This is a genomic window from Paraburkholderia antibiotica (assembly GCF_012927125.1).
GTDB lineage: Bacteria > Pseudomonadota > Gammaproteobacteria > Burkholderiales > Burkholderiaceae > Paraburkholderia > Paraburkholderia antibiotica.
This window is the reverse complement of sequence record NZ_JABBFZ010000031.1, coordinates 14,936-41,493: the sequence shown is the minus strand read 5'-3', so window position 1 is coordinate 41,493 and position 26,558 is coordinate 14,936. Positions and strand designations below refer to the sequence as shown.

Annotated in this window: 23 protein-coding genes; 8 read left to right on the top strand and 15 right to left on the bottom strand. The window is 64.6% G+C overall.

Annotation, left to right across the window (positions count from 1 at the left end):
* The first annotated feature begins 202 nt into the window (after positions 1-202).
* The 7 genes from HHL14_RS30655 to yacG all read left to right on the top strand — a co-directional run bounded on the left by HHL14_RS30655 (position 203) and on the right by yacG (position 7,129).
* Positions 203-1,501, top strand: coding sequence for an HlyC/CorC family transporter (locus HHL14_RS30655; RefSeq protein WP_169501357.1), 1,299 nt, complete (start codon positions 203-205; stop codon positions 1,499-1,501).
* Between the two features lie 152 nt (positions 1,502-1,653).
* A complete protein-coding gene (locus HHL14_RS30650) occupies positions 1,654-2,910 on the top strand; it encodes a GspE/PulE family protein (RefSeq protein WP_169501356.1) in 1,257 nt (418 codons plus the stop codon).
* Positions 2,907-4,139 carry a type II secretion system F family protein gene (locus HHL14_RS30645; protein ID WP_169501355.1) on the top strand — a complete coding sequence of 411 codons (1,233 nt, stop codon included), beginning with the start codon at positions 2,907-2,909 and terminating at the stop codon, positions 4,137-4,139. The genes HHL14_RS30650 and HHL14_RS30645 overlap by 4 nt, the downstream gene beginning before the upstream one ends.
* A gap of 27 nt (positions 4,140-4,166) precedes the next feature.
* On the top strand, positions 4,167-5,108 hold the full coding sequence (locus tag HHL14_RS30640) for a prepilin peptidase (RefSeq protein ID WP_169501354.1): 942 nt from the start codon (positions 4,167-4,169) through the stop codon (positions 5,106-5,108).
* Positions 5,109-5,110: 2 nt separating this feature from the next.
* Positions 5,111-5,713, top strand: a complete 603-nt coding sequence (coaE, locus tag HHL14_RS30635) for a dephospho-CoA kinase (RefSeq protein ID WP_169501353.1) — start codon at positions 5,111-5,113, stop codon at positions 5,711-5,713.
* 343 nt (positions 5,714-6,056) lie between these two features.
* Entirely contained in the window at positions 6,057-6,812 is a 756-nt protein-coding gene (gene zapD / locus HHL14_RS30630; RefSeq protein WP_169501352.1) for a cell division protein ZapD, read from the top strand.
* Between the two features lie 113 nt (positions 6,813-6,925).
* Entirely contained in the window at positions 6,926-7,129 is a 204-nt protein-coding gene (gene yacG / locus HHL14_RS30625; protein WP_169501351.1) for a DNA gyrase inhibitor YacG, read from the top strand.
* Between the two features lie 103 nt (positions 7,130-7,232).
* Here yacG and HHL14_RS30620 read toward each other — a convergent pair whose 3' ends face one another.
* The 4 genes from HHL14_RS30620 to secA form a co-directional block, all read right to left on the bottom strand.
* Positions 7,233-7,667, bottom strand: coding sequence for an NUDIX domain-containing protein (locus tag HHL14_RS30620; protein ID WP_169501350.1), 435 nt, complete (start codon positions 7,665-7,667; stop codon positions 7,233-7,235).
* The gene (locus tag HHL14_RS30615) at positions 7,664-8,533 is read right to left on the bottom strand and encodes an ATP-binding protein (RefSeq protein ID WP_169501349.1); all 870 of its coding nucleotides are present in this window, start codon (positions 8,531-8,533) and stop codon (positions 7,664-7,666) included. Before HHL14_RS30615 ends, HHL14_RS30620 begins: the two co-directional genes overlap by 4 nt.
* A 37-nt stretch (positions 8,534-8,570) precedes the next feature.
* The gene (gene argJ / locus HHL14_RS30610; protein WP_169501348.1) at positions 8,571-9,812 is read right to left on the bottom strand and encodes a bifunctional glutamate N-acetyltransferase/amino-acid acetyltransferase ArgJ; all 1,242 of its coding nucleotides are present in this window, start codon (positions 9,810-9,812) and stop codon (positions 8,571-8,573) included.
* A gap of 154 nt (positions 9,813-9,966) precedes the next feature.
* Positions 9,967-12,777, bottom strand: coding sequence for a preprotein translocase subunit SecA (gene secA / locus HHL14_RS30605; RefSeq protein ID WP_169501347.1), 2,811 nt, complete (start codon positions 12,775-12,777; stop codon positions 9,967-9,969).
* A 287-nt stretch (positions 12,778-13,064) separates the two neighbouring features.
* Here secA and HHL14_RS30600 point away from each other — a divergent pair, with 287 nt between their 5' ends.
* Positions 13,065-13,547 (top strand): DciA family protein, encoded by a 483-nt coding sequence (locus HHL14_RS30600; RefSeq protein ID WP_169501346.1) that lies wholly within the window; start codon positions 13,065-13,067, stop codon positions 13,545-13,547.
* 89 nt (positions 13,548-13,636) lie between these two features.
* On the opposite strand, the gene lpxC is transcribed toward HHL14_RS30600, so the two are convergent.
* The 11 genes from lpxC to mraY all read right to left on the bottom strand — a co-directional run bounded on the left by lpxC (position 13,637) and on the right by mraY (position 26,549).
* A complete protein-coding gene (gene lpxC, locus HHL14_RS30595; RefSeq protein WP_169501345.1) occupies positions 13,637-14,554 on the bottom strand; it encodes a UDP-3-O-acyl-N-acetylglucosamine deacetylase in 918 nt (305 codons plus the stop codon).
* A gap of 289 nt (positions 14,555-14,843) precedes the next feature.
* Positions 14,844-15,347 carry a peroxiredoxin gene (locus tag HHL14_RS30590; protein ID WP_169501344.1) on the bottom strand — a complete coding sequence of 168 codons (504 nt, stop codon included), beginning with the start codon at positions 15,345-15,347 and terminating at the stop codon, positions 14,844-14,846.
* 263 nt (positions 15,348-15,610) lie between these two features.
* A complete protein-coding gene (gene ftsZ, locus HHL14_RS30585) occupies positions 15,611-16,813 on the bottom strand; it encodes a cell division protein FtsZ (RefSeq protein ID WP_169501343.1) in 1,203 nt (400 codons plus the stop codon).
* Between the two features lie 117 nt (positions 16,814-16,930).
* Positions 16,931-18,163 carry a cell division protein FtsA gene (ftsA, locus tag HHL14_RS30580; protein WP_013340575.1) on the bottom strand — a complete coding sequence of 411 codons (1,233 nt, stop codon included), beginning with the start codon at positions 18,161-18,163 and terminating at the stop codon, positions 16,931-16,933.
* A gap of 27 nt (positions 18,164-18,190) precedes the next feature.
* Positions 18,191-18,943, bottom strand: a complete 753-nt coding sequence (locus HHL14_RS30575) for a cell division protein FtsQ/DivIB (RefSeq protein ID WP_169501342.1) — start codon at positions 18,941-18,943, stop codon at positions 18,191-18,193.
* Positions 18,944-18,967: 24 nt separating this feature from the next.
* The gene (locus tag HHL14_RS30570; protein WP_169501341.1) at positions 18,968-19,912 is read right to left on the bottom strand and encodes a D-alanine--D-alanine ligase; all 945 of its coding nucleotides are present in this window, start codon (positions 19,910-19,912) and stop codon (positions 18,968-18,970) included.
* 1 nt (position 19,913) lies between these two features.
* Complete coding sequence (gene murC, locus HHL14_RS30565) at positions 19,914-21,317, bottom strand: UDP-N-acetylmuramate--L-alanine ligase (RefSeq protein ID WP_169501340.1); 1,404 nt, start codon at positions 21,315-21,317, stop codon at positions 19,914-19,916.
* Positions 21,314-22,450 (bottom strand): undecaprenyldiphospho-muramoylpentapeptide beta-N-acetylglucosaminyltransferase, encoded by a 1,137-nt coding sequence (murG, locus tag HHL14_RS30560; protein ID WP_169501339.1) that lies wholly within the window; start codon positions 22,448-22,450, stop codon positions 21,314-21,316. The genes murC and murG overlap by 4 nt, the downstream gene beginning before the upstream one ends.
* Before the next feature lie 121 nt (positions 22,451-22,571).
* Complete coding sequence (gene ftsW, locus HHL14_RS30555) at positions 22,572-23,837, bottom strand: putative lipid II flippase FtsW (protein WP_169501338.1); 1,266 nt, start codon at positions 23,835-23,837, stop codon at positions 22,572-22,574.
* Positions 23,834-25,348, bottom strand: a complete 1,515-nt coding sequence (gene murD / locus HHL14_RS30550) for a UDP-N-acetylmuramoyl-L-alanine--D-glutamate ligase (protein WP_169501337.1) — start codon at positions 25,346-25,348, stop codon at positions 23,834-23,836. The genes ftsW and murD overlap by 4 nt, the downstream gene beginning before the upstream one ends.
* Positions 25,349-25,379: 31 nt before the next feature.
* Positions 25,380-26,549, bottom strand: a complete 1,170-nt coding sequence (gene mraY / locus HHL14_RS30545; RefSeq protein WP_169501336.1) for a phospho-N-acetylmuramoyl-pentapeptide-transferase — start codon at positions 26,547-26,549, stop codon at positions 25,380-25,382.
* Positions 26,550-26,558 lie beyond the last annotated feature (9 nt).

Sequence of the window (26,558 nt, the reverse complement as noted above, 5' to 3'; positions counted from 1 at the left end):
TAGTTCAAGGTTCAAAAACCGCCTCAGCGATGCTCGGCGGTTTTTTGTTTTGCGCGACAGCTTTTTACATTACTCGCGTACAGCGAGCCTTCGCGAGACGAAGCGAGAAATGGCCAGCGTGCCGCTCGCCCTGCCGTCGGAGCGGTACGCGCATGCCCCTCTGCTATATTCTCTCCATCCTTTCCCTTATTTTTCACGACGCGTGGAACAACTTCCCTTATGGGCGCAGATCGGCGCCGTCCTTCTGCTGCTCATCTGCTCCGCCTTCTTTTCCATTTCCGAGACAGCGATGATGGCGCTCAACCGCCATCGCCTGAAACACCTCGCCAGTAAAAACGCGCTCGGCGCGAAAACGACCCAAGGCCTGCTCGCGCGCACCGATCAACTGCTGAGCGTGATCCTGATCGGCAACAATCTGTTCAACACGATCATTCCGGTGCTGACCACGTCGATCGCGCTGCACACGTTCGGCCGCAATAACCTGGTGCTGTCGATCGCAACCGGCATTGTCGCGTTCCTGATCATCGTGTTTGCGGAAATCACACCGAAGATCGTGGGCGCCACCTTCCCCGAAAAAATCGCGCTGCCGGCGAGTTTGCTGATCGGACCGCTGATGCGCGCCGCGAAGCCGCTCATCTGGTTCGTCAATCTGTTCGCCAACGGCATCCTCCGCGTACTGCACATCAATACGAAAGGCGCGCGCGATCAGCGGCTCTCCACGGAAGAGCTACGCACCATCGTGCTCGAAGCCGGCAGCTTCATGCCGACCAAGCACCGCAGCATCCTGCTGAACCTGTTCGACCTCGAAAACATCTCCGTCGACGACGTGATGATCCCGCGCCGCCGCATCGAGGCGCTCGACTTCGACGCGCCGTTCGAGCAAATCCTGCATCAGCTCGAAACCTGCTACCACAACAAGCTGATCGTCTACCAGGGCGACATCGATCGCGTGCTGGGCGTGCTGCACGTGCGCAAGACACTCGCGGCGCTGCACAACCAGGAGCTCGAACGCGACACCCTGCGCGAACTGCTCGCCGAGCCGTATTTCGTGCCGAGCGGCACGCCGGTATTCCAGCAGTTGCAGTACTTCCAGGAGAGCCGTCAGCGCATCGCGCTCGTCGTCGACGAATACGGCGAGCTGCAGGGTATGGTCACGCCGGAAGACATCATCGAGGAACTGATCGGCGAATTCACCACATCGATTCCGCGCAGCGCGAGTTCGCGCGGCGGCTGGAACGAAGCGGGCGAATGCATCGTCGCGGGCAGCATGCCGTTGCGTGAACTGAACCGCTGGCTGCAACTGACGCTGCCCACCGACGGCCCGAAAACGCTCAACGGCCTGATTCTCGAAATCCTCGAAGACATCCCCGATGGCGACGTCTGCGTGCAGATCGGCGACGTCAAGCTCGAAGTGATGCGCAGCGACGACCAGGCGATCCGCACCGTCAAGCTGTTCAGGCCGCCCTCGCGCGCGAAGGGCAGTAAAGCGCGATCGGCCTGAAGACCGCGCCGTCGCCCGCGTCGCCGAGTCACAGTCAGCATCGCACGCAGTTGCGACGCGCGCCATTAGCCGAACGGCCGAATGGCGTTCAGACGTCCATAGCTGGAAGATGAAGCCGTCACGATTCACAGGCGGCTCATCCCCGGTCTCACATGCAAACGTCTTTTTCAGCTACGGCAACCTCGCCGCGCCCTCTCGCCTTCGACGGTGACCACCACTCCTCCGCTCTCACCGATCCCGACAATGCTCCGGCAGTACGTCTGCTGACCGACACGCTGCAGGAAGCAACACGGCGTAACGCGTCGGATATCCACGTCGAACCGGCAGAGCATGGCTGGCGCCTGCGTCTGCGGATCGACGGCGTGCTGCACGAAATTCCGCGGCCGCCCGCGCATCTGCGCGATGCATTCGTCACGCGCGTGAAAGTGCTCGCGCGCATGGACATCGCCGAACGGCGCGTGCCGCAGGATGGTCGACTCCGTATCGCGACTTCGCCAGGGCGGCTCGAAGACTATCGCGTCAATTCGCTGCCGACGCTGTTCGGCGAAAAACTCGTGCTACGCCGGCTCGACGCGCTGCCCGCCGATCTTTCACTCGACGCGCTCGGTCTCGATCCGCAGCAACGCGACACAGTCGATGCCGCGATTCGCGCTCCCCATGGCCTCATGCTCGTCACCGGCCCGACGGGCAGCGGCAAAACGCTGTCGCTGTATTGCTTTCTGAATCTGCTGAACGGCGAAGCGCGCAACCTCTGCTCGGTCGAGGATCCGGCGGAAATCCAGCTTGCCGGTATCAATCAGGTGAGCGTGCGCGAGAAGGCGGGGCTGACGTTCGCGGTCGCGTTGCGCGCGTTTCTGCGTCAGGATCCGGACGTGATCATGGTCGGCGAAATCCGCGACAACGAAACCGCCGACGTCGCGGTGAAGGCCGCGCAAACCGGCCACCTGGTGCTGTCCACGCTGCATACGAACGACGCCCCCGCAGCGATCGCACGACTGATCGACATCGGCGTCGAGCCGTATAACCTCGCGGCCGCGCTGCGGATGGTGACCGCGCAACGGCTCGTGCGACGGCTTTGCATCGCGTGCCGTGCGCCTGAGCCGCATTCGGCGGCCGCCCTCAAGGCGGCGGGCTTTGCCGAGCCTCAGCTGGAAGGCTGGCAGCCCTACGCGGCGACCGGTTGCGCGGCCTGCCACGGCATCGGCTACCGGGGACGCGTCGGCATCCATCAGGTCATGCCGGTCTCCGATGCAATGCGCGAGATGATCGTCGCGGGCGCGGGCGCGCATGAACTGGCCCGGCTCGCGCAAACCGAACAGGTCGCGACGTTGCGCGACGCCGCGCTTGCGCGGGTGCGCGACGGCACCACGAGTCTCGCCGAGGCGCTCGCCGCCACCGAGGTCGCATGAGCACCGCCACGCTCCCGCCACCAGTTGCGACCGACCTGCGCTTCAGATGGCGCGGCGTCAACGCCGACGGCACACGTCAAAGCGGCACGCTGATCGCGCCGGATGCGAGCACCGCACGCACGCTGCTCAAACGCGACAACCTGTTCATCGTCGAACTCGCAACACAAGGGCCCGCGCCGCGACCGAAGACTCGCGCGGCGGACGTCACGCTGTTCACGCGCCAACTTGCGAGCCTGTTGCGCGCCGGCTTGCCGCTCGCCCCGGCGCTCGAACTGCTCGCGCAAGCGCCTGCATCGAACCAACGCCAGGGGATGCCGCGTATCGTCGGTACGATCGCACGCGACATCACCGCCGGCCTGCGATTCTCGGCGGCCTTGCAGCGGCATCCCGCGCAATTCAATGCGCTCTACTGTCAGCTCGTCGAAGTCGGCGAAGCAGCGGGCGCTCTCGCTACGGTACTCGCCCGTCTCGCCGACGATCGCGAACGCGCCGCCGCGCAGCGCGCGAAGGTGCGTGCGGCCCTCACCTATCCGGTCGCGATCCTGCTGCTCGCCGTCGCGATTACCGCGGCGCTGCTCGTGTGGGTGGTCCCGACCTTCAAACAGATCTTCGACGGCTTCGGCGCGAAGCTGCCCGCGCCGACGCAGTTCGTGCTGGCGTTATCGGCCGGCGCGGCGCGCTGGAGCGTGCCGGTGTTCGTACTGATGTGCGCGGCGAGTTCAGCGCTGACGTTCGTGTTGCGGCGCTCTGCCAGCGCACGCATTCGCTTCTCGCACGCGTCGCTCAACCTGCCGGTGGCCGGTCCGCTGCTGCGCACGCTGTGCGCGGCGCGCTGGAGCCGCGCGCTCGGCACGCTGCTGTCGGCCGGCACGCCGCTCGCGGACGCGTTCGACTCGCTCACCCATGCGACCGGCAACGCCTTCTTCGATAGCGCGACCGCCAGTATCGCGACGAGACTACGGCGCGGCGAACGGCTCGCCGCGGCGATGCGCGCGGCCCGCTGCTTTCCGCCCGAGGTCGTGCAGCCCGTCGCGGTCGCCGAGGAATCGGGCGCGCTCGACAGCATGCTGCTCGACGTCGCGTCGCTCGCCGATCGTCAGGTCGACGAAAAGATCGGCACACTGTCGAGCCTGTGTGAACCGCTCGTGATCGTCGTGCTCGGCACGCTGGTCGGCGGCCTCGTGATCGCGATGTATCTCCCCATTATTCAACTCGGCAACGTGGTGTAGCATCGCAGCCGAATCCATTCCATCACCATGCAGAGTCCCGTTCCGCTCGTGTCAGAAACTTCTTCCAGCCTGTTTGCGGGCGTCTTGTCGGGCCGCTTTGCCAGCGGTTTCGGCTTCGCGTTCGCCAGCCTGCCCAGCGGCGTGCAGATCGCGTTTGCGGTCGTGTTCGGCCTCGTGATCGGCAGCTTCCTGAACGTGGTCGTGCATCGGCTACCGATCATGCTCGAGCGCGCATGGCGTGCCGAAGTCAGCGAAGCCGCCGACGAACCGCCGCCCGACGACGGACTGCCGGCGCACTATAACCTGTGGGTGCCGCGCAGTGCATGCCCGCATTGCGGCCACGTGCTGCGCGCGTGGGAAAACCTGCCGGTTCTGAGCTACCTGCTGTTGCGCGGACGTTGCTCCGCCTGCGGCACACGCGTGAGCCTGCGCTACCCGTTGCTCGAAATCGCCAGCGCCGCGTTGGCGACCGGCGCGCTCGTCGTGTTCGGTCCGACCTCAATGGCGCTCGCCGCATTCGGCCTGTGCGCAGCCCTGCTCGCGATGAGCGCCATCGACATCGACACGCACCTGCTGCCCGATTCGCTGACACTGCCGCTGCTGTGGGCCGGTCTCATCGTCAATTTCAACGGCCTGTTCGCGAGCCTGCACGACGCAGTGCTCGGCGCGATCTTCGGCTATCTGTCGCTGTGGGCCGTGCATTGGCTGTTCCGGCTCGTACGCGGCGTCGAGGGGATGGGCTATGGCGACTTCAAGCTGCTGGCCGCGCTCGGCGCGTGGCTCGGCTGGGCCGCGCTGCCGCAGATCGTGCTGATCGCCGCGGTGTCCGGTGCGGTGATCGGCCTCGCAGCCACGTGGCGCGGTCGCATGCGCTTCGAAGAGCCGCTGCCGTTCGGACCGTTTCTCGCGGCGGGCGGAGCGCTCACGCTGTTTGTCGGCACGCCGCTTTATCTGGCATTGGGAGGCTGAATATGTTCGTTGTGGGACTGACCGGCGGCATCGGCAGCGGTAAATCGACCGTGGCCAATCTGTTCGCCATGCGCGGCGTGCCGCTCATCGACACCGACCTGATCGCGCATCGCATCACCGCACCGCGGGGCATCGCGATGCCGCACATCGCCGCCGAATTCGGCGAAGAGTTCGTCGCTGCCGACGGCTCGCTCGACCGCGCGCGCATGCGCTCGCTCGTATTCAGCGACGAAGCCGCGCGCAAGCGTCTCGAAGGCATCACGCATCCGCTGATTCGCGCGGAAACCGAGCGCGAGCAGCACGAAGCGCATGGGCCGTACGTGATGGTCGTCGTACCGCTGCTGGTCGAGTCGGGCACGTGGAAGGAACGCGTGAATCGCGTGCTCACCGTCGATTGCACCGTCGAAACGCAGATCGCGCGCGTGATGAATCGCAACGGCTTCAGCCGCGAACAGGTGCTGGCGATCATCGCGCGCCAGGCCACGCGTGAAGCGCGCCTCGCCGCCGCCGACGACGTGATCTTCAACGACAATGTGCCGCTCGAAGAACTCGAGATGCAAGTGGATGCGACGCATCACGCCTACCTGGCCGACGCAATGAAATGACGCCGAAGCCGAGCCCCCGCCTCGGCCGGGGCGTGAAGCACACGCCCACCGCGCGCACGAAGCACGAAGTACAAGTGCACAACACAAACGCGTAGCACTGACGCAAAGCGCCGACGCTAAGCACGGATGAAGCGCAACCGCACCCCGCACACGTACATGTACACGCACCACTCAGCGACGCATTGAACTTTGCGCGCACGCACGAGCCGAAGCGCTCAGAACACCGTGAACTCACGAAAAAAGTTGCGAAAGCGCGCTGAAAAAGTGCGTGATTGCTTGGGTAGTCCCACGGCATTAGAATGTTTTGCATTCCTGTCACCGACCACGCCCGAGGCGACCCCGCTTGATCCTTTACGAGTACCCCTTCAATGAGCGAATCCGGACGCTGCTGCGCCTCGAAGATCTGTTCGAGCGCTTCACGTTCTTTCTGACTCAGGAAGACGCGCGGGAACATCACGTCGCACTGACAACGTTGTTCGAAATCTCCGAAGTCGCGGGTCGTGCGGATCTGAAATCGGATCTGATGAAAGAGCTCGAACGGCAGCGGCAAACGCTCGCGCCGTTTCGCGGTAATCCGGGCATCGAGCAGAACGCGCTCGAAGCCGTGCTCGGCGAAATCGAACAGACGCTCGCGGGGCTCGCGCAGATGCAAGGCAAAACCGGCCAGCATCTTGCAGACAACGAATGGCTCGCGAGCATTCGCAGCCGCGCAATCATCCCCGGCGGTACCTGTAAATTCGATCTGCCGTCGTATTACGCGTGGCAACAGTTGCATCCCGATCAGCGCCGTCAGGACATCGCCAAATGGGTGACGCCGCTGCTGCCGCTGCGCGACGCGGCCACGATCGTACTGCGCCTCGCGCGCGAGTCGGGTCAGGCGTCGAAAGTAATGGCAATGCAAGGCAGCTATCAGCAGATGCTGTCGGGCCGCTCGTATCAATTGATGCAGGTTCGTGTGGCACCGGAATTGCGCGTGATCCCCGAAGCGAGCGCCAACAAATACATGCTGTGGGTGCGCTTCACGGTGCAGGACGGCGATTTGCGGCCGCGCGCGGTCGACATCGAAGTGCCGTTCCAGCTCACGCTCTGCAGCCTGTAAGTCACCGCTGCATCGGGCGGCCCACCTCGTATTTCGGGGATCGCGCCTTTGAAGCGGCGCGAAATCGCCCTATATTCGTTACTTGTTCCGTTTTCGATTAAGCATCCGACCGTATGTCTACCGTCGTCAAATGTCCCACCTGTGGTAAAGATGTCCGCTGGACTCCCGAGAACCGCTTCCGCCCTTTCTGCTCTGAGCGCTGCAAACAGATCGATCTCGGCGCATGGGCCGCCGAGAAATACAAGATCGGCGGCAACGAACAGGAAGGCGCGTCATCGGACGAGGAAACGCCGCGCGGCGATTACAACCCGCATTGAGCGCGGCGCGCCGGCAACGCAGGCGTCATCCCCAAAAAACACGCGGTAGCGCTCGCTGCCAACACAGCGCCCGCTACCGCGTGTCCTGTTCGAGCACTGCGTATTAGTTCTTTTCGGCCGCCAGCCACTCCAGCACCGGAATCGTTGCCGGCAGCAACGGCGATACGTCAGCGGGCAGGCTCTGCCACACGAACGCCTGACCTTCCCGTCCATGCGGCTCGCCCGACCACTGCGTCACCTTGCAGAAAAAGAGACGCACATACGCGTGCGGATAATCGTGTTCGAGCGTATGCCACAGATGGCTCGCCTCGACCTCGATTCCCAGCTCCTCGTGCAGCTCGCGCGCGAGCGCGGCTTCGACCGATTCACCCGTCTCCAGCTTGCCGCCCGGAAACTCCCAGTAGCCCTCGTACGGCTTGCCCGCGGGGCGCTGGGCGAGCAGATAGCGGCCGTCCGGCTGCACCAGCACGCCGACCGCGACCTCGGTGACTGGCCGGCCGGCTGCATTGCCGGCCGCGTTTTTGCTTGCGTCGCTCATGCCGAGGTCTTGCGGCCCGACCAGTCGCGCGCGAACTGCCATGCGACCCGTCCCGAGCGCGATCCGCGTTCGAGTGCCCACACCAGCGCATCGCCGCGCGCGGCTTCGATTTCGGCGTCGTCGCAGCCGAAATGGCGCAGCCAGTGCGCGATGATGGTCAGATAGTCGTCCTGCTTGAACGGATAGAAGCTGACCCACAGCCCGAAACGCTCGGACAGCGAAATCTTTTCCTCCACCAGTTCGCCCGGATGAATCTCACCGTCCGACGTGTGCTTGTACGTCTCGTTGTCGCTCATGTACTCGGGCAACAGATGGCGGCGATTCGACGTCGCGTAGATCAGCACGTTGTCCGACTGCGCGGCGACCGAGCCGTCGAGCGCGACCTTCAGCGCCTTGTAGCCCGACTCGCCGTCTTCGAACGAGAGGTCGTCGCAAAACACGATGAAGCGCTCAGGGCGCTGCGCGATCAGATCGACGATATCGCCGAGATCGTGCAGATCATCCTTGTCCACTTCGATCAGACGTAGGCCGTCCTGCGCGAACGCGTTCAGGCACGCCTTGATCAGCGACGACTTGCCGGTGCCGCGCGCGCCCGTCAGCAGCACGTTGTTGGCCGGCTGCTTGCGCACGAACTGGCGCGTGTTCTGTTCGATCAGCCCTTTCTGGCGATCGATGTTCTGCAGGTCGTCGAGCGTGATCGACGAAATGGCGGGCACCGGCTGCAGGTAGCCGCGCCCCTGGCGCTTGCGCCAGCGAAAGGCGACCGCGGCCGACCAGTCGATTTCCGGTGCGGCGGGCGGAAGCATCGCTTCCAGGCGGCCGAGCACGGCTTCGGCCCGGGTCAGAAACTGTTCGAGTTTGTCCATGATAAGTAGGCGGCCCGAGGCCGCGCATTGACCCTGATTACGAGCGATAGTCGGCGTTGATGCTGACGTAGTCGTGCGACAGATCGCAGGTCCAGATCGTGGCTTGCGCATTGCCGCGGCCGAGCACGACGCGAATGCCGATCTCGCTCTTTTTCATCACGCGCTGGCCGTCTTCTTCACGGTAGGCCGGATTGCGGCCACCGGCGGTCGCGACCAGCACGTCGTCGAGGTACAGATCGATCTTGCCGACGTCGAGATCGTCGATGCCGGCGTAGCCGATCGCCGCCAGAATGCGGCCGAGGTTCGGGTCCGATGCATAGAAGGCCGTCTTCACGAGCGGCGAGTGGCCGATCGCATACGCGATCTGGCGGCATTCGCCGACGCTCGAACCGCCTTCGACCTGCACGGTCATGAATTTGGTCGCGCCTTCGCCGTCGCGCACGATCAGTTGCGCGAGGGTCTGGGCGACTTCGGTCACCGCGTCGCGCAGCGCTGCATAAGCGGGCGAGTCGGTGGACGTGATCGCCGGCAGGCTCGATTTGCCCGACGCGATCAGGATGAACGAATCGTTGGTCGACGTATCGCCATCGATCGTGATGCAGTTGAACGAGCGGTCCGCGACGTGCTTGACCAGTTCGTCGAGCACCGGCTGCGCGACGTTCGCGTCGAACGCGAGGAAGCCGAGCATGGTCGCCATGTTCGGCTTGATCATGCCGGCGCCCTTGCTGATGCCGGTCAGCGTGACCGTGTGACCGTCGATCGTGACCTGGCGCGAGGTGGCCTTCGGCAGCGTGTCGGTCGTCATGATCGCCTGCGCGGCGTCGTACCAGTTCGCTTCCTTGCGGTTCGCGAGCGCAGCCGGCAAACCGGCCTTCAGACGATCGACCGGCAGCGGCTCGAGAATCACGCCGGTCGAGAACGGCAGCACCTGCTCGGGCGCGAGGTCGGTCAGACGCGCGAGCTCCGCGCAGGTTTCGCGGGTCGCCGCGAGGCCCGGCTCGCCGGTGCCCGCGTTCGCGTTGCCGGTGTTGATCACCAGCGCGCGAATCGGCTTGCCGCCCGCGCGCATGCGCTGCAGGTTCTCGCGACACACAGTGACAGGCGCCGCGCAGAAGCGGTTCTGCGTGAACACGCCGCCGACCGTCGCGCCTTCGTCGACGGAAATGACCAGCACGTCCTTGCGGTTCGGCTTGCGGATATTCGCTTCCGCCCAGCCGAGCGTGACGCCGGCGATCGGGTGGAGTTGAGCGGGATCGATCGAGGGAAAGTTGACAGCCATGGTCGCGACCTGTCGAAGAAAATGCCGGCGGGCGCCGGCATTAGGGGAAACGGAACGGGTGATCCGGGCGTGCTGCCGGGTCACCTACGAAATCAACACGGCAAGGCGGCGCTCAGAAACGACGCGGCGCGCCCGGAAGCGCGCCGCGTCGGCATCAGGCGATCTTGCCGTGGCACTGCTTGTACTTCTTGCCGCTGCCGCATGGGCACGGGTCGTTGCGACCGACCTTCGGCACGTTGTCGGTATTGACGTGCACCGCTGCCTGCGGGGTCGCGCTGTGGCCGTGGTTCATCGCGTCGCCGATCATCGCGGCGGCGGCCGCTTCGGCCGCGACCGGCGCGGCGGCTTCCGCGAACTCGGCATGACGGAACTCGACGTTCTCGAGATGACCGCCCTGCTCTTCCATCTGCTCGGCGGCCGCTTCGAGCTGCTCCGGCGACTGGATCTGCACGTTCATCACGATGCGCGTGACTTCGAGCTTCACGGCGTCGAGCATCGCGGCGAACAGTTCGAACGCCTCGCGCTTATATTCCTGTTTCGGGTTCTTCTGCGCATAGCCGCGCAGATGGATGCCCTGACGCAGATGGTCGAGCGCGGCCAGATGTTCGCGCCACGCGCGGTCGAGCGTCTGCAGCATGATCGAGCGTTCGAAGCCGCTGAACGATTCGCGACCGACCAGTTCGACCTTCGCTTCGTAGGCCTCGTCCGCGGCGGCTTCGACCGCTTCGAGAATCTCTTCGGCGTTGATCGAGTTCGACTCGTTGATCATTTCCTGGATCGCGAGGTCGAGCTGCCAGTCGTTGCGCAGCAATTCCTCCAGCTCGGGCACGTCCCACTGTTCCTCGATGCTGCCCACCGGCACGAACTGATGCACGATGTCGGCGATCACGCCGTGACGCATCGCGGAGATGGTCTCGGTGATGTCGTTCGCTTCGAGCAATTCGTTGCGCTGCTGGTAGATCACCTTGCGCTGATCGTTCGACACATCGTCGTATTCGAGCAATTGCTTACGAATATCGAAGTTGCGCGCCTCGACCTTGCGCTGCGCCGATTCGATCGAGCGCGACACGATGCCCGCTTCGATCGCCTCGCCTTCCGGCATCTTCAGGCGGTCCATGATCGCGCGCACGCGGTCGCCCGCGAAAATGCGCAGCAGCGGATCTTCCAGCGACAGATAGAAGCGCGACGAACCCGGGTCGCCCTGACGGCCGGCACGGCCGCGCAGCTGATTGTCGATCCGGCGCGACTCGTGACGCTCGGTACCGATGATGTGCAGACCGCCCGAGGCCTTCACCTGATCGTGCAGCGTCTGCCATTCGTCGTGCAGCTTCTGGATGCGACGCTGCTTTTCGTCGTCGGACAGCGTTTCGTCCTGCTCGATGAACGACGCCTGCTTCTCCGCATTGCCGCCGAGCACGATGTCGGTACCGCGGCCGGCCATGTTGGTTGCGATCGTGATGCGCTGCGGACGGCCCGCCTCCGCGACGATCGCCGCTTCGCGCGCGTGCTGCTTCGCGTTCAGCACTTCGTGCGGCAAATCGGCCTGCTTCAGCAGATGCGACAGCAGTTCCGAGTTTTCGATCGAGGTCGTGCCGACCAGCACCGGCTGACCGCGTTCATAACATTCGCGGATGTCGCGGATCACCGCGTCATAGCGTTCCTTCGCGGTCTTGTAGATCTGATCCTGCTTGTCGATCCGCTTGGGCTGACGGTTGGTCGGGATCACAACCGTTTCGAGACCGTAGATCTCGTTGAATTCGTACGCTTCGGTGTCGGCCGTGCCGGTCATGCCGGCCAGCTTCGCGTACATGCGGAAGTAGTTCTGGAACGTGATCGAGGCGAGCGTCTGGTTCTCGCTCTGGATCTTCACATGCTCCTTCGCCTCGACCGCCTGATGCAGGCCATCCGACCAGCGGCGGCCGGCCATCAGACGACCGGTGAATTCGTCGACGATGATCACTTCGCCGTTCTGCACGACGTAGTGCTGATCCTTGAAGAACAGCGTGTGCGCACGCAGCGCCGCGTACACGTGGTGCATCAGCGTGATGTTCTGCGGCGCGTACAGGCTCTCGCCCTCGCCGATCAGGCCCCACTCGGCGAGCAGACGCTCGGCCTTTTCGTGGCCCGACTCGGTCAGGAACACCTGACGGCCTTTTTCGTCCAGCGTGTAGTCGCCCGGCTTCTCGACGCCGGTGCCGTCCGCCTTCTCCTCGCCGATCTGGCGCTCGAGCAGCGGCGGCAGCGCGTTCATGCGCACGTAGAGTTCGGTGTGGTCTTCAGCCTGACCGGAGATGATCAGCGGCGTACGCGCTTCGTCGATCAGGATCGAGTCGACCTCGTCGACGACCGCGAAGTTGAGCGCTCGCTGCACGCGCGCGTCGGTCTCGTAGACCATGTTGTCGCGCAGGTAGTCAAAGCCGAATTCGTTGTTGGTGCCGTAGGTGATGTCCGAAGCGTAGGCGGCCTGCTTCGACTCATGATCCATCTGCGACAGGTTGATACCGACCGACAGACCGAGGAAGTTGTACAGGCGCGCCATCCATTCGGCGTCGCGCTGGGCGAGGTAGTCGTTGACCGTGACCACGTGGACGCCGCGGCCCGACAGCGCGTTCAGGTACACCGGCAGCGTGGCGACGAGCGTCTTGCCTTCGCCCGTGCGCATTTCGCTGATCTTGCCGTAGTGCAGTGCCATACCGCCGATCAGCTGCACGTCGAAGTGCCGCATCTTCAGCACCCGCTTGCTGGCCTCGCGGCAAACCGCGAATGCTTCGGGCAGGATCTTGTCGAGCGATTCGCCGCTCGCGACGCGCTGGCGGAATTCACCCGTTTTGGCGCGCAGTTGCTCATCCGTCAATTGCTCGATCTGCGGTTCGAGCGCATTGATCGCCGCGACGGTCTTTTGATATTGCTTGACTAGCCGCTGATTGCGGCTGCCAAAAATCTTCTGTAGAAAACCGGTGGTCATCGGATCGGTGTCTGCGTCGCGGCTTCGGCTGGCTCGCGGTGTGCGCTTCGCGCATACCGCACCTTGGTCGGAAAGTCCTCGGCGGCTTAGTCCAAGAGTGAATTCGAATCGGGCATTTTAGCACGCGCCTCCGGCTGCGCTCGTGTCGGCGGCGTGACGGCACAAGCCGCTCCCAGCCTGCCCGCCAAGCGCCGGCGACGCGCCGCCGGGCGGTTCCGCGCCCTGCCCGCGGGGTACAATCGCGACGTGAACGCACATCGGGTGCACTCACGTCGTCTATCCCAAACATGAGCCGTTTTCCATCCTTTTCAAGGCAGCCGAAGCAGTTCGATCTGCGCCGCCCACAGCCGCTCGCCGAGGTGCTCGGGCGCACGGATGCGTTCGCCGCGTTGCGCGCGGGCGTCGAGCAGATCGCCGCGCTCGAGAAGGATCTGCGCGCGTTGCTGCCCGATTACCTGGCGACGAGCGTCGAGCCCGGCTTCATCAAGGAAGGTGTGCTGGCCCTTTTTGCCGCGCATAACGCGCTCGCGGCGCGCCTGCGGCATCTTGAACCACGGCTGCTGTCGGACTTGCAGCAGCGCGGCTGGCCGGTTCACGCGCTGAGGATTCGCGTGCGGCCGCAGCCGCTCAAGGAGCCGCCGCCCGTCAAGCAGGCGCGCATGACCCCGGCCGGCGCCGCCGCGTTGCAGGCCTTGAGCGAATCGCTCGAGCCATCGCCGTTGCAGGAAGCACTCGCGCGCATGGCGGCCCGACACCGGCGTAATCGCTGAAACGCGCGCTGAACGCGCTGAACGAAAAAAAAACGGCCCGAATGGGCCGTTTTTGCTGGTTTTCCTATCCGCGCCATCCGGCGCGAACGTTAGGCGAACGCCGTCTGCGTTTCGTACGCGAAGCCGCGCGGCGCCTTCTGCGTGTCGTCGAAAGTGACGATTTCGTACGAGTCTTCGTGCGCAAGCAGTTCGCGCAGCAGCGCGTTGTTCAGGCCGTGGCCCGACTTGTACGCGGTGTACGAAGCCAGCAGCGGATGGCCGACCACATACAGGTCGCCGATCGCGTCGAGCATCTTGTGCTTGACGAACTCGTCGTCGTAACGCAGGCCGTCGTTGTTGAGGATGCGGTACTCGTCGAGCACGATCGCGTTGTCCATGCTGCCGCCGCGCGCGAGGCCCAGCTCGCGCATCATTTCCACTTCGTGCGCGAAGCCGAACGTACGCGCACGCGCGATTTCGCGCACATACGACGTGTTGGCGAAATCCACTTCCAGCGCCTGACCGGTTTTGTCCACAGCCGGGTGACGGAAGTCGATCGTGAACTTGAGCTTGAAGCCGAAGAACGGATCGAGACGCGCGAACTTGTCGCCGTCGCGGATTTCGACCGGCTTCGTGACCTTGATGAATTTCTTCGGCGCGTTCTGCTCTTCGATGCCGGCCGACTGGATCAGGAACACGAACGAACCCGCGCTGCCGTCCATGATCGGGATTTCCTCGGCGGTGACGTCGACATACAGATTGTCGATGCCGAGACCGGCGCAGGCGGACATCAGGTGCTCGACGGTCGATACGCGCGCGCCGTCCTTCTGCAACACCGAAGCCAGACGCGTATCGCCAATCGCCATCGCCGACGCAGGAATGTCCACCGGCGTGGGCAGATCCACGCGCGAAAATACGATGCCAGTGCCCGGCGCCGCCGGACGGAGCGTCAGGTCGACCTTGCGGCCCGAGTGCAGGCCGATGCCGACAGTCTTGACGATCGATTTGATTGTGCGCTGCTTCAACATGGTGATCTTCTATTCGATTGAAAATCCCAATCGGGACTTTTTATTCCATAGCCCGAATTATACTCCACTCCCCAGACAAGCGTCTTTACAGGGAACGTATCAATCTGTTTCGCTGCATTACCCTCGGGGCCTCGCGAGGGAAAGCGTGACGGGCCGATGCACCGGAACGGAGGCGTTCCCGGTCATCGGCCCGCGTAACGGCCTGTCACAAAAGCGTCGTAATCGCCGTTGCCGTATCGCTACGCGACATAAGCGCGCAGGGTCATGGGCGAAGGCGAGACGCCAGCAACTAGCTCAACGTCGCGAGAATACTCGCTGCATCGCTGACTTCGAATTTGCCGGCAGCTTCGACGTTCAGCGTCTTGACCACGCCGTCGTCGACCACCATCGCATAGCGCAGGGAACGGATCCCCATGCCACGCGCCGACAGATCCTGCTCCAGACCAAGCGCCCGCGTGAAAGCCGCACTACCGTCCGCCATCATGCGCACCTTGCCCGAGGTGTGCTGATCGCGTCCCCACGCGCCCATGACGAACGCGTCGTTGACGGACACGCACCAGATTTCGTCGATACCGGCAGCGCGCAACTGCTCGGCATGTTCGACATAGCCCGGCACATGTTTGGCCGAACAGGTCGGCGTGAAGGCGCCGGGCAATCCGAAGATCACCACGCGCTTGCCCGCCGTCTGCCCGTGCACGTCGAAACTGTTCGGTCCGATCGTGCAGCCCGCCCGGTCGTCTTCGACATACTCGAAGAGCGTCGCGTCGGGCAGCTTGTCACCTGCCTTGATCATGCTCAGTCCTTTGCATCGATGCGAAGCACGCCCGCACGTTTTCGTGTCGCAGTGAAATCCGGCATGAGCCAATTCACTCCAGGCCCAGCCATCCGGCGACGATCCCTCCGCCCGCCTCGCGAAATCGCAGAGGGCAGTTGCCCCTGCCGCGAATCAGACGATACGCGACCTCGTTGCCGTTCACCCGCCACGCTCGTGCATTCGTCCGCCAGCGCTGCACTGCGAACATCTTTCGCAGCGCGGCAACGAAAGCCTGCCCGCGCTCAGTCCGCCTGCTTGCGCAGGAACGCCGGAATGTCGTACGTATCGACGCCCTTTTCCTGCAGCGCCTGCACGTGCGATGCCGCCGTGTCGCGCGAGGTGCGCCACACCGCCGGCGTGTCCAGCGCGCCGTAGTCGGCCGTGCTCGCCTGCGCCGCCGACGGTGCGTACGCAGCATGCTGCATCGTGCCGATCGGCTGGTTGTCGGTGCCGGTACGCAACAGCGTCATCGGTGCCGACTGCTGCTTCTTCGCCGCGCGGCCCAGCCCCGTTGCCACGACCGTCACGCGCAGCGCGTCGCCCATCGCATCGTCGTACACCGCGCCGAAGATCACGGTGGCGTCTTCCGCAGCATAGCTCTTGATCGTGTTCATCACTTCGCGCGTTTCCGACAGACGCAGCGAACGGCTCGACGTGATGTTGACCAGCACGCCACGCGCGCCCGACAGATCGACGCCTTCCAGCAGCGGGCTCGCAACAGCCTGTTCGGCCGCGAGACGCGCGCGATCGACGCCGGCGACCGTCGCCGTGCCCATCATCGCCTTGCCCTGCTCGCCCATCACGGTCTTCACGTCTTCGAAGTCGACGTTCACCAGACCGTCGACGTTGATGATTTCCGCAATGCCCGCAACCGCGTTGTTCAGAACGTCGTCAGCGCACTGGAAGCACTTGTCCATCTCGGCGTCGTCGCCCATCACCTCGAACAGCTTGTCGTTCAGCACGACGATCAGCGAGTCGACGTGATCCTCCAGTTGCTGCGAGCCGGCTTCCGCGACGCGCATGCGCTTGCCGCCTTCGAACTCGAACGGCTTGCTGACCACACCGACGGTCAGAATGCCCATTTCCTTGGCGATCTGCGCGACCACCGGTGCCGCGCCCGTGCCGGTGCCGCCACCCATGCCCGCGGTGATGAACACCATGTGCGCGCCGCGCAGTGCGTCGGCGATGCGCTCGCGTGCTTCTTCAGCGGCAGCGCGGCCCATTTCCGGCTTAGCTCCTGCGCCCAGACCCGTGTTACCGAGCTGGATTACGGCGGTCGCGCGCGAACGCGAGAGCGCTTGCGCGTCCGTGTTCATCACGATGAAGTCGACGCCTTGCACGCCTTTGTTGATCATGTGCTGAACGGCATTGCCGCCAGCGCCACCGACTCCGACGACCTTGATGATGGTGCCGTTCGTTTCGGTTTCCAGCATCTGGAATTCCATGTTGCCTCCGTCAAGATAAAAAAGTACCGCTACTCGGCCGTTATCCGGCAGGAGATCGGGCAACCCCCTGTCGCGCGCCAGCCGCCGGCACCAGCGCGAATTACTCGAAACCTGTCATCAGAAGTTGCCGAGGAACCAGTCCTTCATGCGCGTGAACACCTGGCCCATCGACCCCGACTGCACCGCAACCTTGCGCCCGCGCATGCGCTGCGAGCGTCCTTCGACGAGCAGGCCCATCGCCGTCGAATAGCGCGGATTGCGCACGACGTCGGCGAGACCGCCCGCATACTCCGGCACGCCGATGCGCACCGGCTTCAGGAAAATGTCCTCGCCGAGCTCGACCATGCCGAGCATCATCGACGCGCCGCCCGTCAGCACGACGCCGGAGCTCAGCAGTTCTTCGTAACCCGACTCGCGCACCACCTGCTGCACGAGCGAAAACAGTTCTTCGACGCGCGGCTCGATCACCGCCGCCAGCGCCTGGCGCGACAGCGTGCGCGGACCGCGCTCGCCGAGCCCCGGCACTTCGATCATCTCGTCCGGATCGGCGAGCGCCTGCTTGGCGATGCCGTAGTCGACCTTGATGTCTTCGGCGTCCGGCGTCGGCGTGCGCAGCGCCATCGCGATGTCGCTGGTGATCTGGTCGCCGGCGATCGGAATCACGGCCGTGTGGCGGATCGCGCCTTCGCTGAAGATCGCGATGTCCGTCGTGCCGCCGCCGATGTCGACCAGCACCACGCCCAGTTCCTTCTCGTCTTCCGTCAGCACCGCGAGCGACGACGCGAGCGGCTGCAGGATCAGATCGTTCACTTCGAGGCCGCAGCGACGCACGCACTTGACGATGTTCTGCGCCGCGCTGACCGCGCCGGTGACGATATGCACCTTCACTTCGAGGCGGATGCCGCTCATGCCGATCGGCTCGCGCACATCCTCCTGACCGTCGATGATGAATTCCTGCGTGAGGATATGCAGCACCTGCTGGTCGGTCGGGATGTTGATCGCCTTGGCCGTTTCGATCACGCGCGCCACATCCGCCTGCGTGACTTCCTTCTCCTTGATCGCGACCATGCCGCTCGAATTGAAGCTGCGGATATGGCTGCCGGCGATGCCGGTGAATACGTTCGTGATCTTGCAGTCGGCCATCAGCTCGGCTTCCTCGAGCGCGCGCTGAATCGACTGCACGGTGGCTTCGATGTTCACCACCACGCCCTTCTTGAGCCCCTTCGATTCGCTCTGACCGAGACCGATCACCTCGTAGTGCCCCTCGCCCTTCAACTCGGCGACGATGGCCACGACCTTCGACGTTCCAATGTCGAGGGCGACCAGCAGATCCTTATAGTCTTTACTCATAGCGTGCTCAGTGCGTGTGATGTCCGTTTACTTCTTGCCCTTGTCGGGTTCGCTGATGAAACGCATGCCAGCGGCACGAATCGCGAAACCGTTCGGATAGCGCAAGTCCGCATACTCGATATCCTTTCCCCAACGTTGCGTCACCGCGCTCCATGCCGCAGTCAGGCGTTTGCTGCGATCGGCCAGCGTGTCCTGATTGCGCTCGCGCCCCAGCTCCACCTGCGTACCGTTCGACAACTTCACCGTCCATGCGTAGCGCGGCGACAGCGTGACTTCCTCGGGCGTCGCGTTGATCGCCCCGAACCACTTCTGGAAGTCGTGATAACGCGCGACGACTTCCTTCGCCGTGCCGTCCGGACCGTCGAACGCCGGCAGCTCTTCGTCGAGTTCGCCCTGGTTCGCGGTGAACAGCTCGCCGTCGACGCTCACCAGCTGATCGCTGCCCCACGTCCCCAGCGGTTTGTACTCCTCGAGCGTGACAGCCAGCGCGTTCGGCCAGACGCGCCGCACGCTAGCGTGACGCACCCACGGCATCTGCTCGAACGCCTGCCGCGCGACGTCGAGATCGACCGTGAAGAAGTTGCCCTTCAACTTGCCGACCACGCCCGCGCGCACCGTCGGCGAATTGATGTGCTCGGTATCGCCGTCGATCTGGATTTCGCGCAACGCGAAATTCGGGCGCTGGATCAGCCAGTAACCGCCCGCCGCCAGCAGCACGAGCACCAGCAACGCGTGCAGCGCGTTGGTGGCGAGATTGAGCTGGCGAACGTTGTTCCACATGGTGTTGCTTTGCGCTTGCCTTGGTTAATCCTGCAGCGTCAGCGCCAACACGCCGACGACCAGTTCCTGATAGCTGATGCCCACCGCGCGCGCCGCTTTCGGCGGCAGCGAGTGATCGGTCATGCCAGGCGCCGTGTTCACTTCGAGGAAGTACGGCTTGCCTTCGCCATCGAGCATGAAGTCCGCGCGGCCCCAGTCGGTGCAGCCGAGCACGTCGAACGCGCGGCGCGCGAGCACCTTCAGGCGCGCTTCCTCTTCGGCGGCAAGACCGCACGGAATCAGATACTGCGTGTCGTTGGCGATGTACTTCGCGTGGTAGTCGTAGAACTCGCCAGCCGGCACGATGCGGATCACCGGCAGGTCCAGCTTGCCAGCGATGCACGCGGTGTACTCGCCGCCGCCTTCGATGCTCTTCTCGACCACGACGATGCGGTCGTACTTCACCGCTTCGACGAGTGCCGCCGGCAACGCGTCCGCGCTCTTCACCTTGATCACCGCGACGCTCGAGCCTTCGCTCGCCGGCTTCACGAACAGCGGCAGACCGAGCTTCGCGACGATCTCTTTCGCGCGCGCCTCGTAGTCGTCGCCGCGCAGCACCGCTTCGAACGGCGGCGTCGGAATGCCGAGCTGCTGCCACACGAGCTTGGTGCGGAACTTGTCGAGACCGAGCGCCGAGCCGAGCACGCCGCTGCCGGTGTACTTGATGCCGTAGAAGTCGAGCGCGCCCTGGATCTGGCCGTTCTCGCCGTAGCCGCCATGCAGCGCGTTGAACGCGCGCACGAAGCCTTCGTCCTTCAACGCGGACAGCGGACGCTCGGCCGGGTCGAACGGATGCGCGTCGACGCCCGCATCGCGCAGACCCTGCAACACGAGGCGCCCCGAATTGAGCGACACTTCGCGCTCGGCGGAATGACCGCCGAGCAGCACGGCCACCTTGCCGAATTTTTTCGGATCGATACTGCTGCTCATCTCACACCTTCAGTTCCTGAGCGAGGCGACCCGGCACACCGCCGATCGAGCCCGCGCCCATCGTAATCACCACATCGCCGTCGCGCACCACCGTAGAGAGAGCGTCCGGCACTTCATCCACCGTATCGACGAACACCGGCTCGACCTTGCCCGCGACCCGCAGCGCGCGCGCCAACGCGCGGCCATCCGCCGCGACGATCGGCGCTTCGCCGGCCGCATAGACTTCGGTCAGCACGAGCGCGTCGACAGTCGACAGCACCTTCACGAAATCCTCGAAGCAATCGCGCGTGCGCGTGAAGCGGTGCGGCTGGAATGCCAGCACCAGACGCCGGCCCGGAAAGGCGCCGCGCGCCGCCGCCACCGTGGCGGCCATTTCGACCGGGTGATGACCGTAGTCGTCCACCAGCGTGTAGGCGCCCGCGGCCTCGCCGTTGCTGATCACCGGCACTTCGCCATAGCGCTGGAAGCGTCGGCCGACGCCGTTGAAATCCGCCAGCGCTCGCTGGATATCGGCATCTTTCACTTCAAGTTCAGTCGCAATTGCAATGGCGGCCAGTGCGTTCTGCACGTTGTGCTCGCCCGGCAGGTTCAGCACGATGTCGAGCGGCGCCGCGTCTTCGCGCATCGCGGTGAAATGCATGCGACCTTCGCGCGCCTCGACGTTGACCGCGCGCACCTGCGCATCGGCCGCGAAACCGTAGCGGATGATCGGCTTCGACACGAACGGCAGGATCTCCTTCACGTTCGGATCGTCGACGCACAGCACCGCGATGCCGTAGAACGGCAGACGGTGCGTGAACTCGATGAATGCCTGCTTCAGACGCGCGAAGTCGTGACCATAGGTGTCCATATGATCGGCGTCGATGTTCGTGATGACTTCGATCACCGGGAACAGGTTCAGGAACGACGCGTCCGATTCGTCCGCCTCGGCGACGATGAAGTCGCCAGTGCCCAGACGCGCATTCGCGCCCGCGCTGATCAGCCGGCCGCCGATCACGAAGGTGGGGTCGAGCCCGCCCGCGGCGAGCACGCTCGCGACCAGCGACGTGGTCGTGGTCTTGCCGTGCGTGCCGGCAATCGCGATGCCCTGCTTCAGCCGCATCAGTTCTGCGAGCATCACCGCGCGCGGCACGATCGGAATCCGGCGATGACGCGCCTCGAGCACTTCGGGGTTATCGCTGCGCACCGCGGTCGACACGACCACCGCGTTCGCGCCTTCGATGTTCTCCGCCGCATGGCCGATCGAGATACGCGCGCCGAGTTTGGCGAGACGTTCGGTCACCGCGTTGCCCGACAGGTCCGAGCCGCTCACCTGATAGCCGAGGTTGACCAGCACCTCGGCGATGCCGCTCATGCCGACGCCGCCGATGCCGACAAAATGAATGTGTTTGACGATGTGTTTCATTGCTTTCCTTCTGGGCTCACGCCCGCCGTCGAACCCGCACCCGCCACCGTCGCGCAGATCTGCGCGACCTGTTCGGTGGCATCCGGTTTCGCGAGCGAGCGCGAACGCTCCGCCATGTCCGCGAGACTTTCCCGCGTCTGGCTGCGCAACCAGTCGGCGAGCTTTTGCGCCGACAGATCGCGTTGTTGCACGACCAGCGCCGCGCCGTTGCCGGCGAGAAACGCTGCATTAGTAGTCTGGTGATCGTCGACCGCGTACGGGAACGGCACGAACAGCGCGGCGACGCCGACCGCCGAAATCTCCGACACCGTCATCGCGCCCGAGCGGCAGATCACCAGATCGGCTGCTTCGTACGCGCTCGTCATGTCGTCGATGAACGGCACGAGCGACACGTCCGGGTGCTCACCGTTATCGGCCTGCAAACCCGCGGCCGCGTAGTTCTCGCGCAGCGCGTCGATATGCTTCGCGCCCGCCTGATGCACGATGCGCGGCCGCTCGTCGGTGCCGAGCAGCGCGACCGCGCGCGGCACGACTTCGTTCAACGCCGCGGCGCCGAGACTGCCGCCCACCACCAACACGTTCAACGGACCGCTGCGTTGCGCGTAGCGTGCTTTGGGTGCATTCGCGCGCGCAAGTTCCTCACGGATCGGATTGCCGGTCCACTCGGCGTGCGGCAGCGCATTCGGAAACGCGACGAGTACGCGCTTCGCGAGTTTCGCGAGCACCTTGTTCGCGAGACCGGCGATCGAATTCTGTTCGTGCAGCACCAGCGGCCGGCCGCTCAATGCGGTCATCAAGCCGGCCGGAAACGTGATGTAGCCGCCCATGCCGAGCACGACGTCGGGCTTCACGCGACGCAGCACACTCAAGCTCTGCGTGCAGGCGCGCAGCAGGTTCACCGGCAGCATCAGCTTGGTCTTGATGCCCTTGCCGCGCACGCCGCCGAAGCGCACGTACTCCATCGGGATCCCATGCTTCGGCACCAGTGTCGCTTCCATGCCCGCCGGGTTGCCGAGCCACACGACGTTCCAGCCCCACGCCTGCATCCGATGCGCGACCGCGAGCCCCGGGAACACGTGTCCCCCGGTGCCGCCGGCCATCACCATCAGCGTGGGTTGACGCGCGAGGGTCATACCTTGCCTCCGCGCATCAGCAAGAAAAACGAGACGTTCTGGCTACGGCCGCTTCGCTTAACTTCGCGCGCGTTGCGCACGAAGTTAGCCTGCGCCGAAATCGTGTGCTGCTGCATGGGGGTCATACCTTCCCCCCACGCATCAGCACACGATTTTCATAGTCCACCCGCATCAACACCGCGATCGCCACACAGTTCAGCAAAATGCCCGACCCACCGTAGCTGACGAGCGGCAGCGTGAGACCCTTGGTCGGCAGCAGGCCGAGATTCACGCCCATGTTGATGAAGGTCTGCGCGCCGAACCAGATGCCGACGCCCTTCGCGACCAGACCCGCGAACGTGCGATCGAGCGCGAGCGCCTGACGGCCGATCTCGAACGAACGGCGCACGATCCAGTAGAACATCAGGATCACGACCAGCACGCCGACGAAACCGAGCTCTTCGCCGATCACCGCGAGAATGAAGTCGGTATGCGCTTCCGGCAGATAGTTGAGCTTCTCGACGCTGCCGCCGAGGCCCACGCCGAACCACTCGCCGCGCCCGAACGCGATCAGCGAGTGCGTCAACTGATAGGCCTTGCCCTGCGCGTAGCGGTCGTCCCACGGATCGAGGTAGGCGAAGATCCGCTCGCGCCGCCACGGGGACGCCCACACCAGCAGCGTGAACGTGCCCACCGCGGTCGCCACGAGGCCGCCGAACAGCTTGCCGTTCACGCCGCCGAGGAACAGCACGCCCATCGCGATCGCCGCGATCACCATGAACGCGCCCATGTCCGGCTCGAGCAGCAGCAGCATGCCGACGAGGCCGACCGCGACCGCCATCGGCAGAAAGCCCTTGGCGAAGCTGTGCATGTATTCCTGCTTGCGCACCGTGTAGTTCGCCGCGTAGATCGTCACCGCGAGCTTCATGATTTCCGACGGCTGCATGTTCGTGATGCCGAGCGGAATCCAGCGACGCGCGCCGTTCACGCCCTTGCCGACGTGCGGAATCAGCACGATCACGAGCGCGACGAGCGAGATCAGGAAGAGCTTCGGCGCGTACTTGTCCCACGTCGAAATCGGCACGCGGAACGACGCCACGCCGATCGCCGCGCCCAGCACGACGAAAATGATCTGGCGCACGAGGAACGCCCAGTCGCGATACGACGAGTACTTCGGCGAGTCAGGCATCGCGATCGACGCCGAATACACCATCACGATCCCGAGCCCGAGCAGCGCGACGACCACCCACAGCAGCGAGTGATCGTAGTCGAGCATGCGCGAGCGCAACGGCCGTACGCCGTTGACCGCGCTCGCGAGACCGCTGCCGCCCGTGCGGGTCGACGTGCGGGTGGCGGTGCCGTTGCTGCCGCCCGCTTCGCGCGAGCCGAAACGTTCCGACCAGCTCATATCATCGTCCCCCGTTCGGCCGCGATGTCTTCGACCGTGCCGCGAAATACCGCCGCACGGTGCGCGTAACCCTTGAACATGTCGAAGCTGGCGCACGCGGGCGACAGCAGCACCACGTCGCCGGGCTGCGCGAGCGCAGTGGCCGCGCGCGTCGCGTCTTCCAGCGTGGCGTGATCGGTCATCGCGACGCCGCTATGTTCGAGCGCCGCGCGAATCTGCGGCGCGTCCCGCCCGATCAGCATCACCGCGCGGCACCAGCGCATCACGGGTGCTGCGAGCGGCTCGAATTCCTGGCCCTTGCCGTCGCCGCCGGCGATCAGCACGACGCGCTGCGCGAGGCCATCGAGCGCGGCAACCGTCGCGCCGACGTTGGTACCCTTGCTGTCGTCGACGTAGTCAATGCCGTCGATCGACGCGATCAGCTCCACCCGATGCGGCTCGCCGCGATACTCGCGCAGACCGTGCAGCAGCGGCGCGCCGGGCAGGCCGCTCGCGCGCGCGAGCGCATACGCGGCCAGCGCGTTCGCGGCGTTGTGCAGACCGCGGATACGCAGTGCGTCGGCGGGCATCAGGCGCTTCAGCGCGAGGTCCGGCGTCGCGGCAGCTTCGTTCTTGCGACGGCGCTTCGGCGCGGGTTCGTCGGTTGCGTCGCGATCGTGCGCTTCGACCAGCCACACCATGCCGTTGTCGCGCAGCAAGCCGTAGTCGCCGGGGTTCTTCGGTTCGGTGACGCCGAACGTGATCACGTCCGCTTCGCTCGAGCCGGAAGGCGCGAGCGACATCACGCGCGCGTCGTCGCGATTCAGCACGCGCACCGTCTGTGTACCGAAGATGCGACCCTTCGCGGCCGCGTAGGCATCGAGGCCGCCGTGCCAGTCCAGGTGATCCTGCGTGATATTCAGCACCACCGCCGCATCCGGCGAGAACGTGTGCGAGGTCTCCAGCTGGAAGCTCGACAGTTCGAGCACCCACACGTCGGGCAGCGCGGTCTGGTCGATCGCTTCGGACAGCTTGTCGAGCAGCGACGGGCTGATGTTGCCCGCCACCGCGACCCTCTTGCCCGCGCGTTCGCACAGCAGGCCGGTCAGGCTCGTGGTCGTGGTCTTGCCGTTGGTGCCGGTGATCGCGATCACCTTCGGCGCGTAGCCGGACTCGCCGAGCGTGCGCAGCGCCTGCGAAAACAGTTCGAGCTCGCCCCACACCGGAATGCCCTGCTCGCGCGCGGCCGTGATCAGCGGCAGCAGTTCGGCGGCAAGCGGCGACAGGCCCGGACTGATCGCGACCAGTTCGACGCCGTCGAGCAGCGCCGAACCGAACGGACCGCCGACGAAATCGGCATCGACGCCATGCGCTTCGAGCGCCGACAGGTTCGGCGGCACCTCGCGCGTATCCGCCACGCGCAGCCGACAGCCGTGCCTGGCGCACCAACGCGCCATCGCGAGACCGGATTCACCCAGTCCCAGCACGAGCACCATCGGCTTTTGCCGATCCCGAAACTTCTCGCCGAACATCGCCTTCCTTTTCCTTAACTTCGCGCGCCGCTTAACGCAGCTTGAGTGTGGACAAACCGAACAGACACAACATCAACGTGATGATCCAGAAACGCACGACCACCTGCGTTTCCTTCCAGCCCGACAATTCGAAATGGTGATGCAGCGGCGCCATCTTGAAGAAGCGCCGCCCTTCGCCGAACCGGCGCTTGGTGTATTTGAACCACGTGACCTGCAGCATCACTGACAGCGTTTCCGCGACGAAAATGCCGCCCATGATGAACAGCACGATTTCCTGACGCACGATCACCGCGACCGTGCCGAGCGCACCGCCGAGTGCGAGCGCGCCGACATCGCCCATGAACATCTGCGCCGGGTGCGTGTTGAACCACAGGAACGCCAGACCCGCGCCCCCCATCGCCGAACAGAAGATCAGCAATTCACCCGCGCCGGGAATGTGCGGAAACAGCAGGTACTTCGAATAGACCGAGCTGCCCATCACGTATGCGAACACGCCGAGCGAGGCGCCGACCAGCACGACCGGCATGATCACGAGGCCGTCGAGGCCGTCGGTCAGGTTCACCGCGTTGCTCGCGCCGACGATCACCAGATACGTGAGCACGATGAAGCCCCACACGCCGAGCGGATAGGTGATCGACTTGAAGAACGGCACCAGCAGGTCGGCGCGCGCGGGCAGGCCCATCGACAGGCCGCTGCGCACCCATGCCATGAACAGGTCGAACACCCGCACGTTGCTCGCCTCGGAAACGCTGAACGCGAGATAAACCGCCGCGAACAGACCGATCACCGATTGCCAGAAATACTTCTCGCGCGACGACATGCCGCGCGGGTCCTTGTAGACGACCTTGCGGTAATCGTCGACCCAGCCGATCACGCCGAAGCCGAACGTGACGAGTATCACGATCCAGATGAAGCGGTTGGTCAGATCGGCCCACAGCAGCGTGGCCACGCCGATGCCGAGCAGGATCAGCACGCCGCCCATCGTCGGCGTGCCGGATTTGACGAGGTGGGTTTGCGGACCGTCCTTGCGGACGGCCTGGCCGACCTTCATCGCGGTCAGCTTGCGAATCACCGCCGGGCCGCAGACGAGCCCGATCAGCAACGCGGTGATGGTCGCCATCACCGCGCGAAACGTCAGATAACTGAACACGCGCAAGAAGCTTGCGTCATTCTGCAGCCATTGCGCCAGCGCCAGTAGCATGCTTCGGTC

Coding starts and splice junctions, on each gene's coding strand:
- HHL14_RS30650 (WP_169501356.1), top strand. CDS start 1,654: ATGCAAACGTCTTTTTCAGCTACGGCAACCTCGCCGCGCCCTCTCGCC.
- HHL14_RS30645 (WP_169501355.1), top strand. CDS start 2,907: ATGAGCACCGCCACGCTCCCGCCACCAGTTGCGACCGACCTGCGCTTC.
- HHL14_RS30640 (WP_169501354.1), top strand. CDS start 4,167: ATGCAGAGTCCCGTTCCGCTCGTGTCAGAAACTTCTTCCAGCCTGTTT.
- coaE (WP_169501353.1), top strand. CDS start 5,111: ATGTTCGTTGTGGGACTGACCGGCGGCATCGGCAGCGGTAAATCGACC.
- yacG (WP_169501351.1), top strand. CDS start 6,926: ATGTCTACCGTCGTCAAATGTCCCACCTGTGGTAAAGATGTCCGCTGG.
- HHL14_RS30620 (WP_169501350.1), bottom strand. CDS start 7,667: ATGAGCGACGCAAGCAAAAACGCGGCCGGCAATGCAGCCGGCCGGCCA.
- HHL14_RS30615 (WP_169501349.1), bottom strand. CDS start 8,533: ATGGACAAACTCGAACAGTTTCTGACCCGGGCCGAAGCCGTGCTCGGC.
- argJ (WP_169501348.1), bottom strand. CDS start 9,812: ATGGCTGTCAACTTTCCCTCGATCGATCCCGCTCAACTCCACCCGATC.
- secA (WP_169501347.1), bottom strand. CDS start 12,777: ATGACCACCGGTTTTCTACAGAAGATTTTTGGCAGCCGCAATCAGCGG.
- HHL14_RS30600 (WP_169501346.1), top strand. CDS start 13,065: ATGAGCCGTTTTCCATCCTTTTCAAGGCAGCCGAAGCAGTTCGATCTG.
- lpxC (WP_169501345.1), bottom strand. CDS start 14,554: ATGTTGAAGCAGCGCACAATCAAATCGATCGTCAAGACTGTCGGCATC.
- HHL14_RS30590 (WP_169501344.1), bottom strand. CDS start 15,347: ATGATCAAGGCAGGTGACAAGCTGCCCGACGCGACGCTCTTCGAGTAT.
- ftsZ (WP_169501343.1), bottom strand. CDS start 16,813: ATGGAATTCCAGATGCTGGAAACCGAAACGAACGGCACCATCATCAAG.
- ftsA (WP_013340575.1), bottom strand. CDS start 18,163: ATGAGTAAAGACTATAAGGATCTGCTGGTCGCCCTCGACATTGGAACG.
- HHL14_RS30575 (WP_169501342.1), bottom strand. CDS start 18,943: ATGTGGAACAACGTTCGCCAGCTCAATCTCGCCACCAACGCGCTGCAC.
- HHL14_RS30570 (WP_169501341.1), bottom strand. CDS start 19,912: ATGAGCAGCAGTATCGATCCGAAAAAATTCGGCAAGGTGGCCGTGCTG.
- murC (WP_169501340.1), bottom strand. CDS start 21,317: ATGAAACACATCGTCAAACACATTCATTTTGTCGGCATCGGCGGCGTC.
- murG (WP_169501339.1), bottom strand. CDS start 22,450: ATGACCCTCGCGCGTCAACCCACGCTGATGGTGATGGCCGGCGGCACC.
- ftsW (WP_169501338.1), bottom strand. CDS start 23,837: ATGAGCTGGTCGGAACGTTTCGGCTCGCGCGAAGCGGGCGGCAGCAAC.
- murD (WP_169501337.1), bottom strand. CDS start 25,348: ATGTTCGGCGAGAAGTTTCGGGATCGGCAAAAGCCGATGGTGCTCGTG.
- mraY (WP_169501336.1), bottom strand. CDS start 26,549: ATGCTACTGGCGCTGGCGCAATGGCTGCAGAATGACGCAAGCTTCTTG.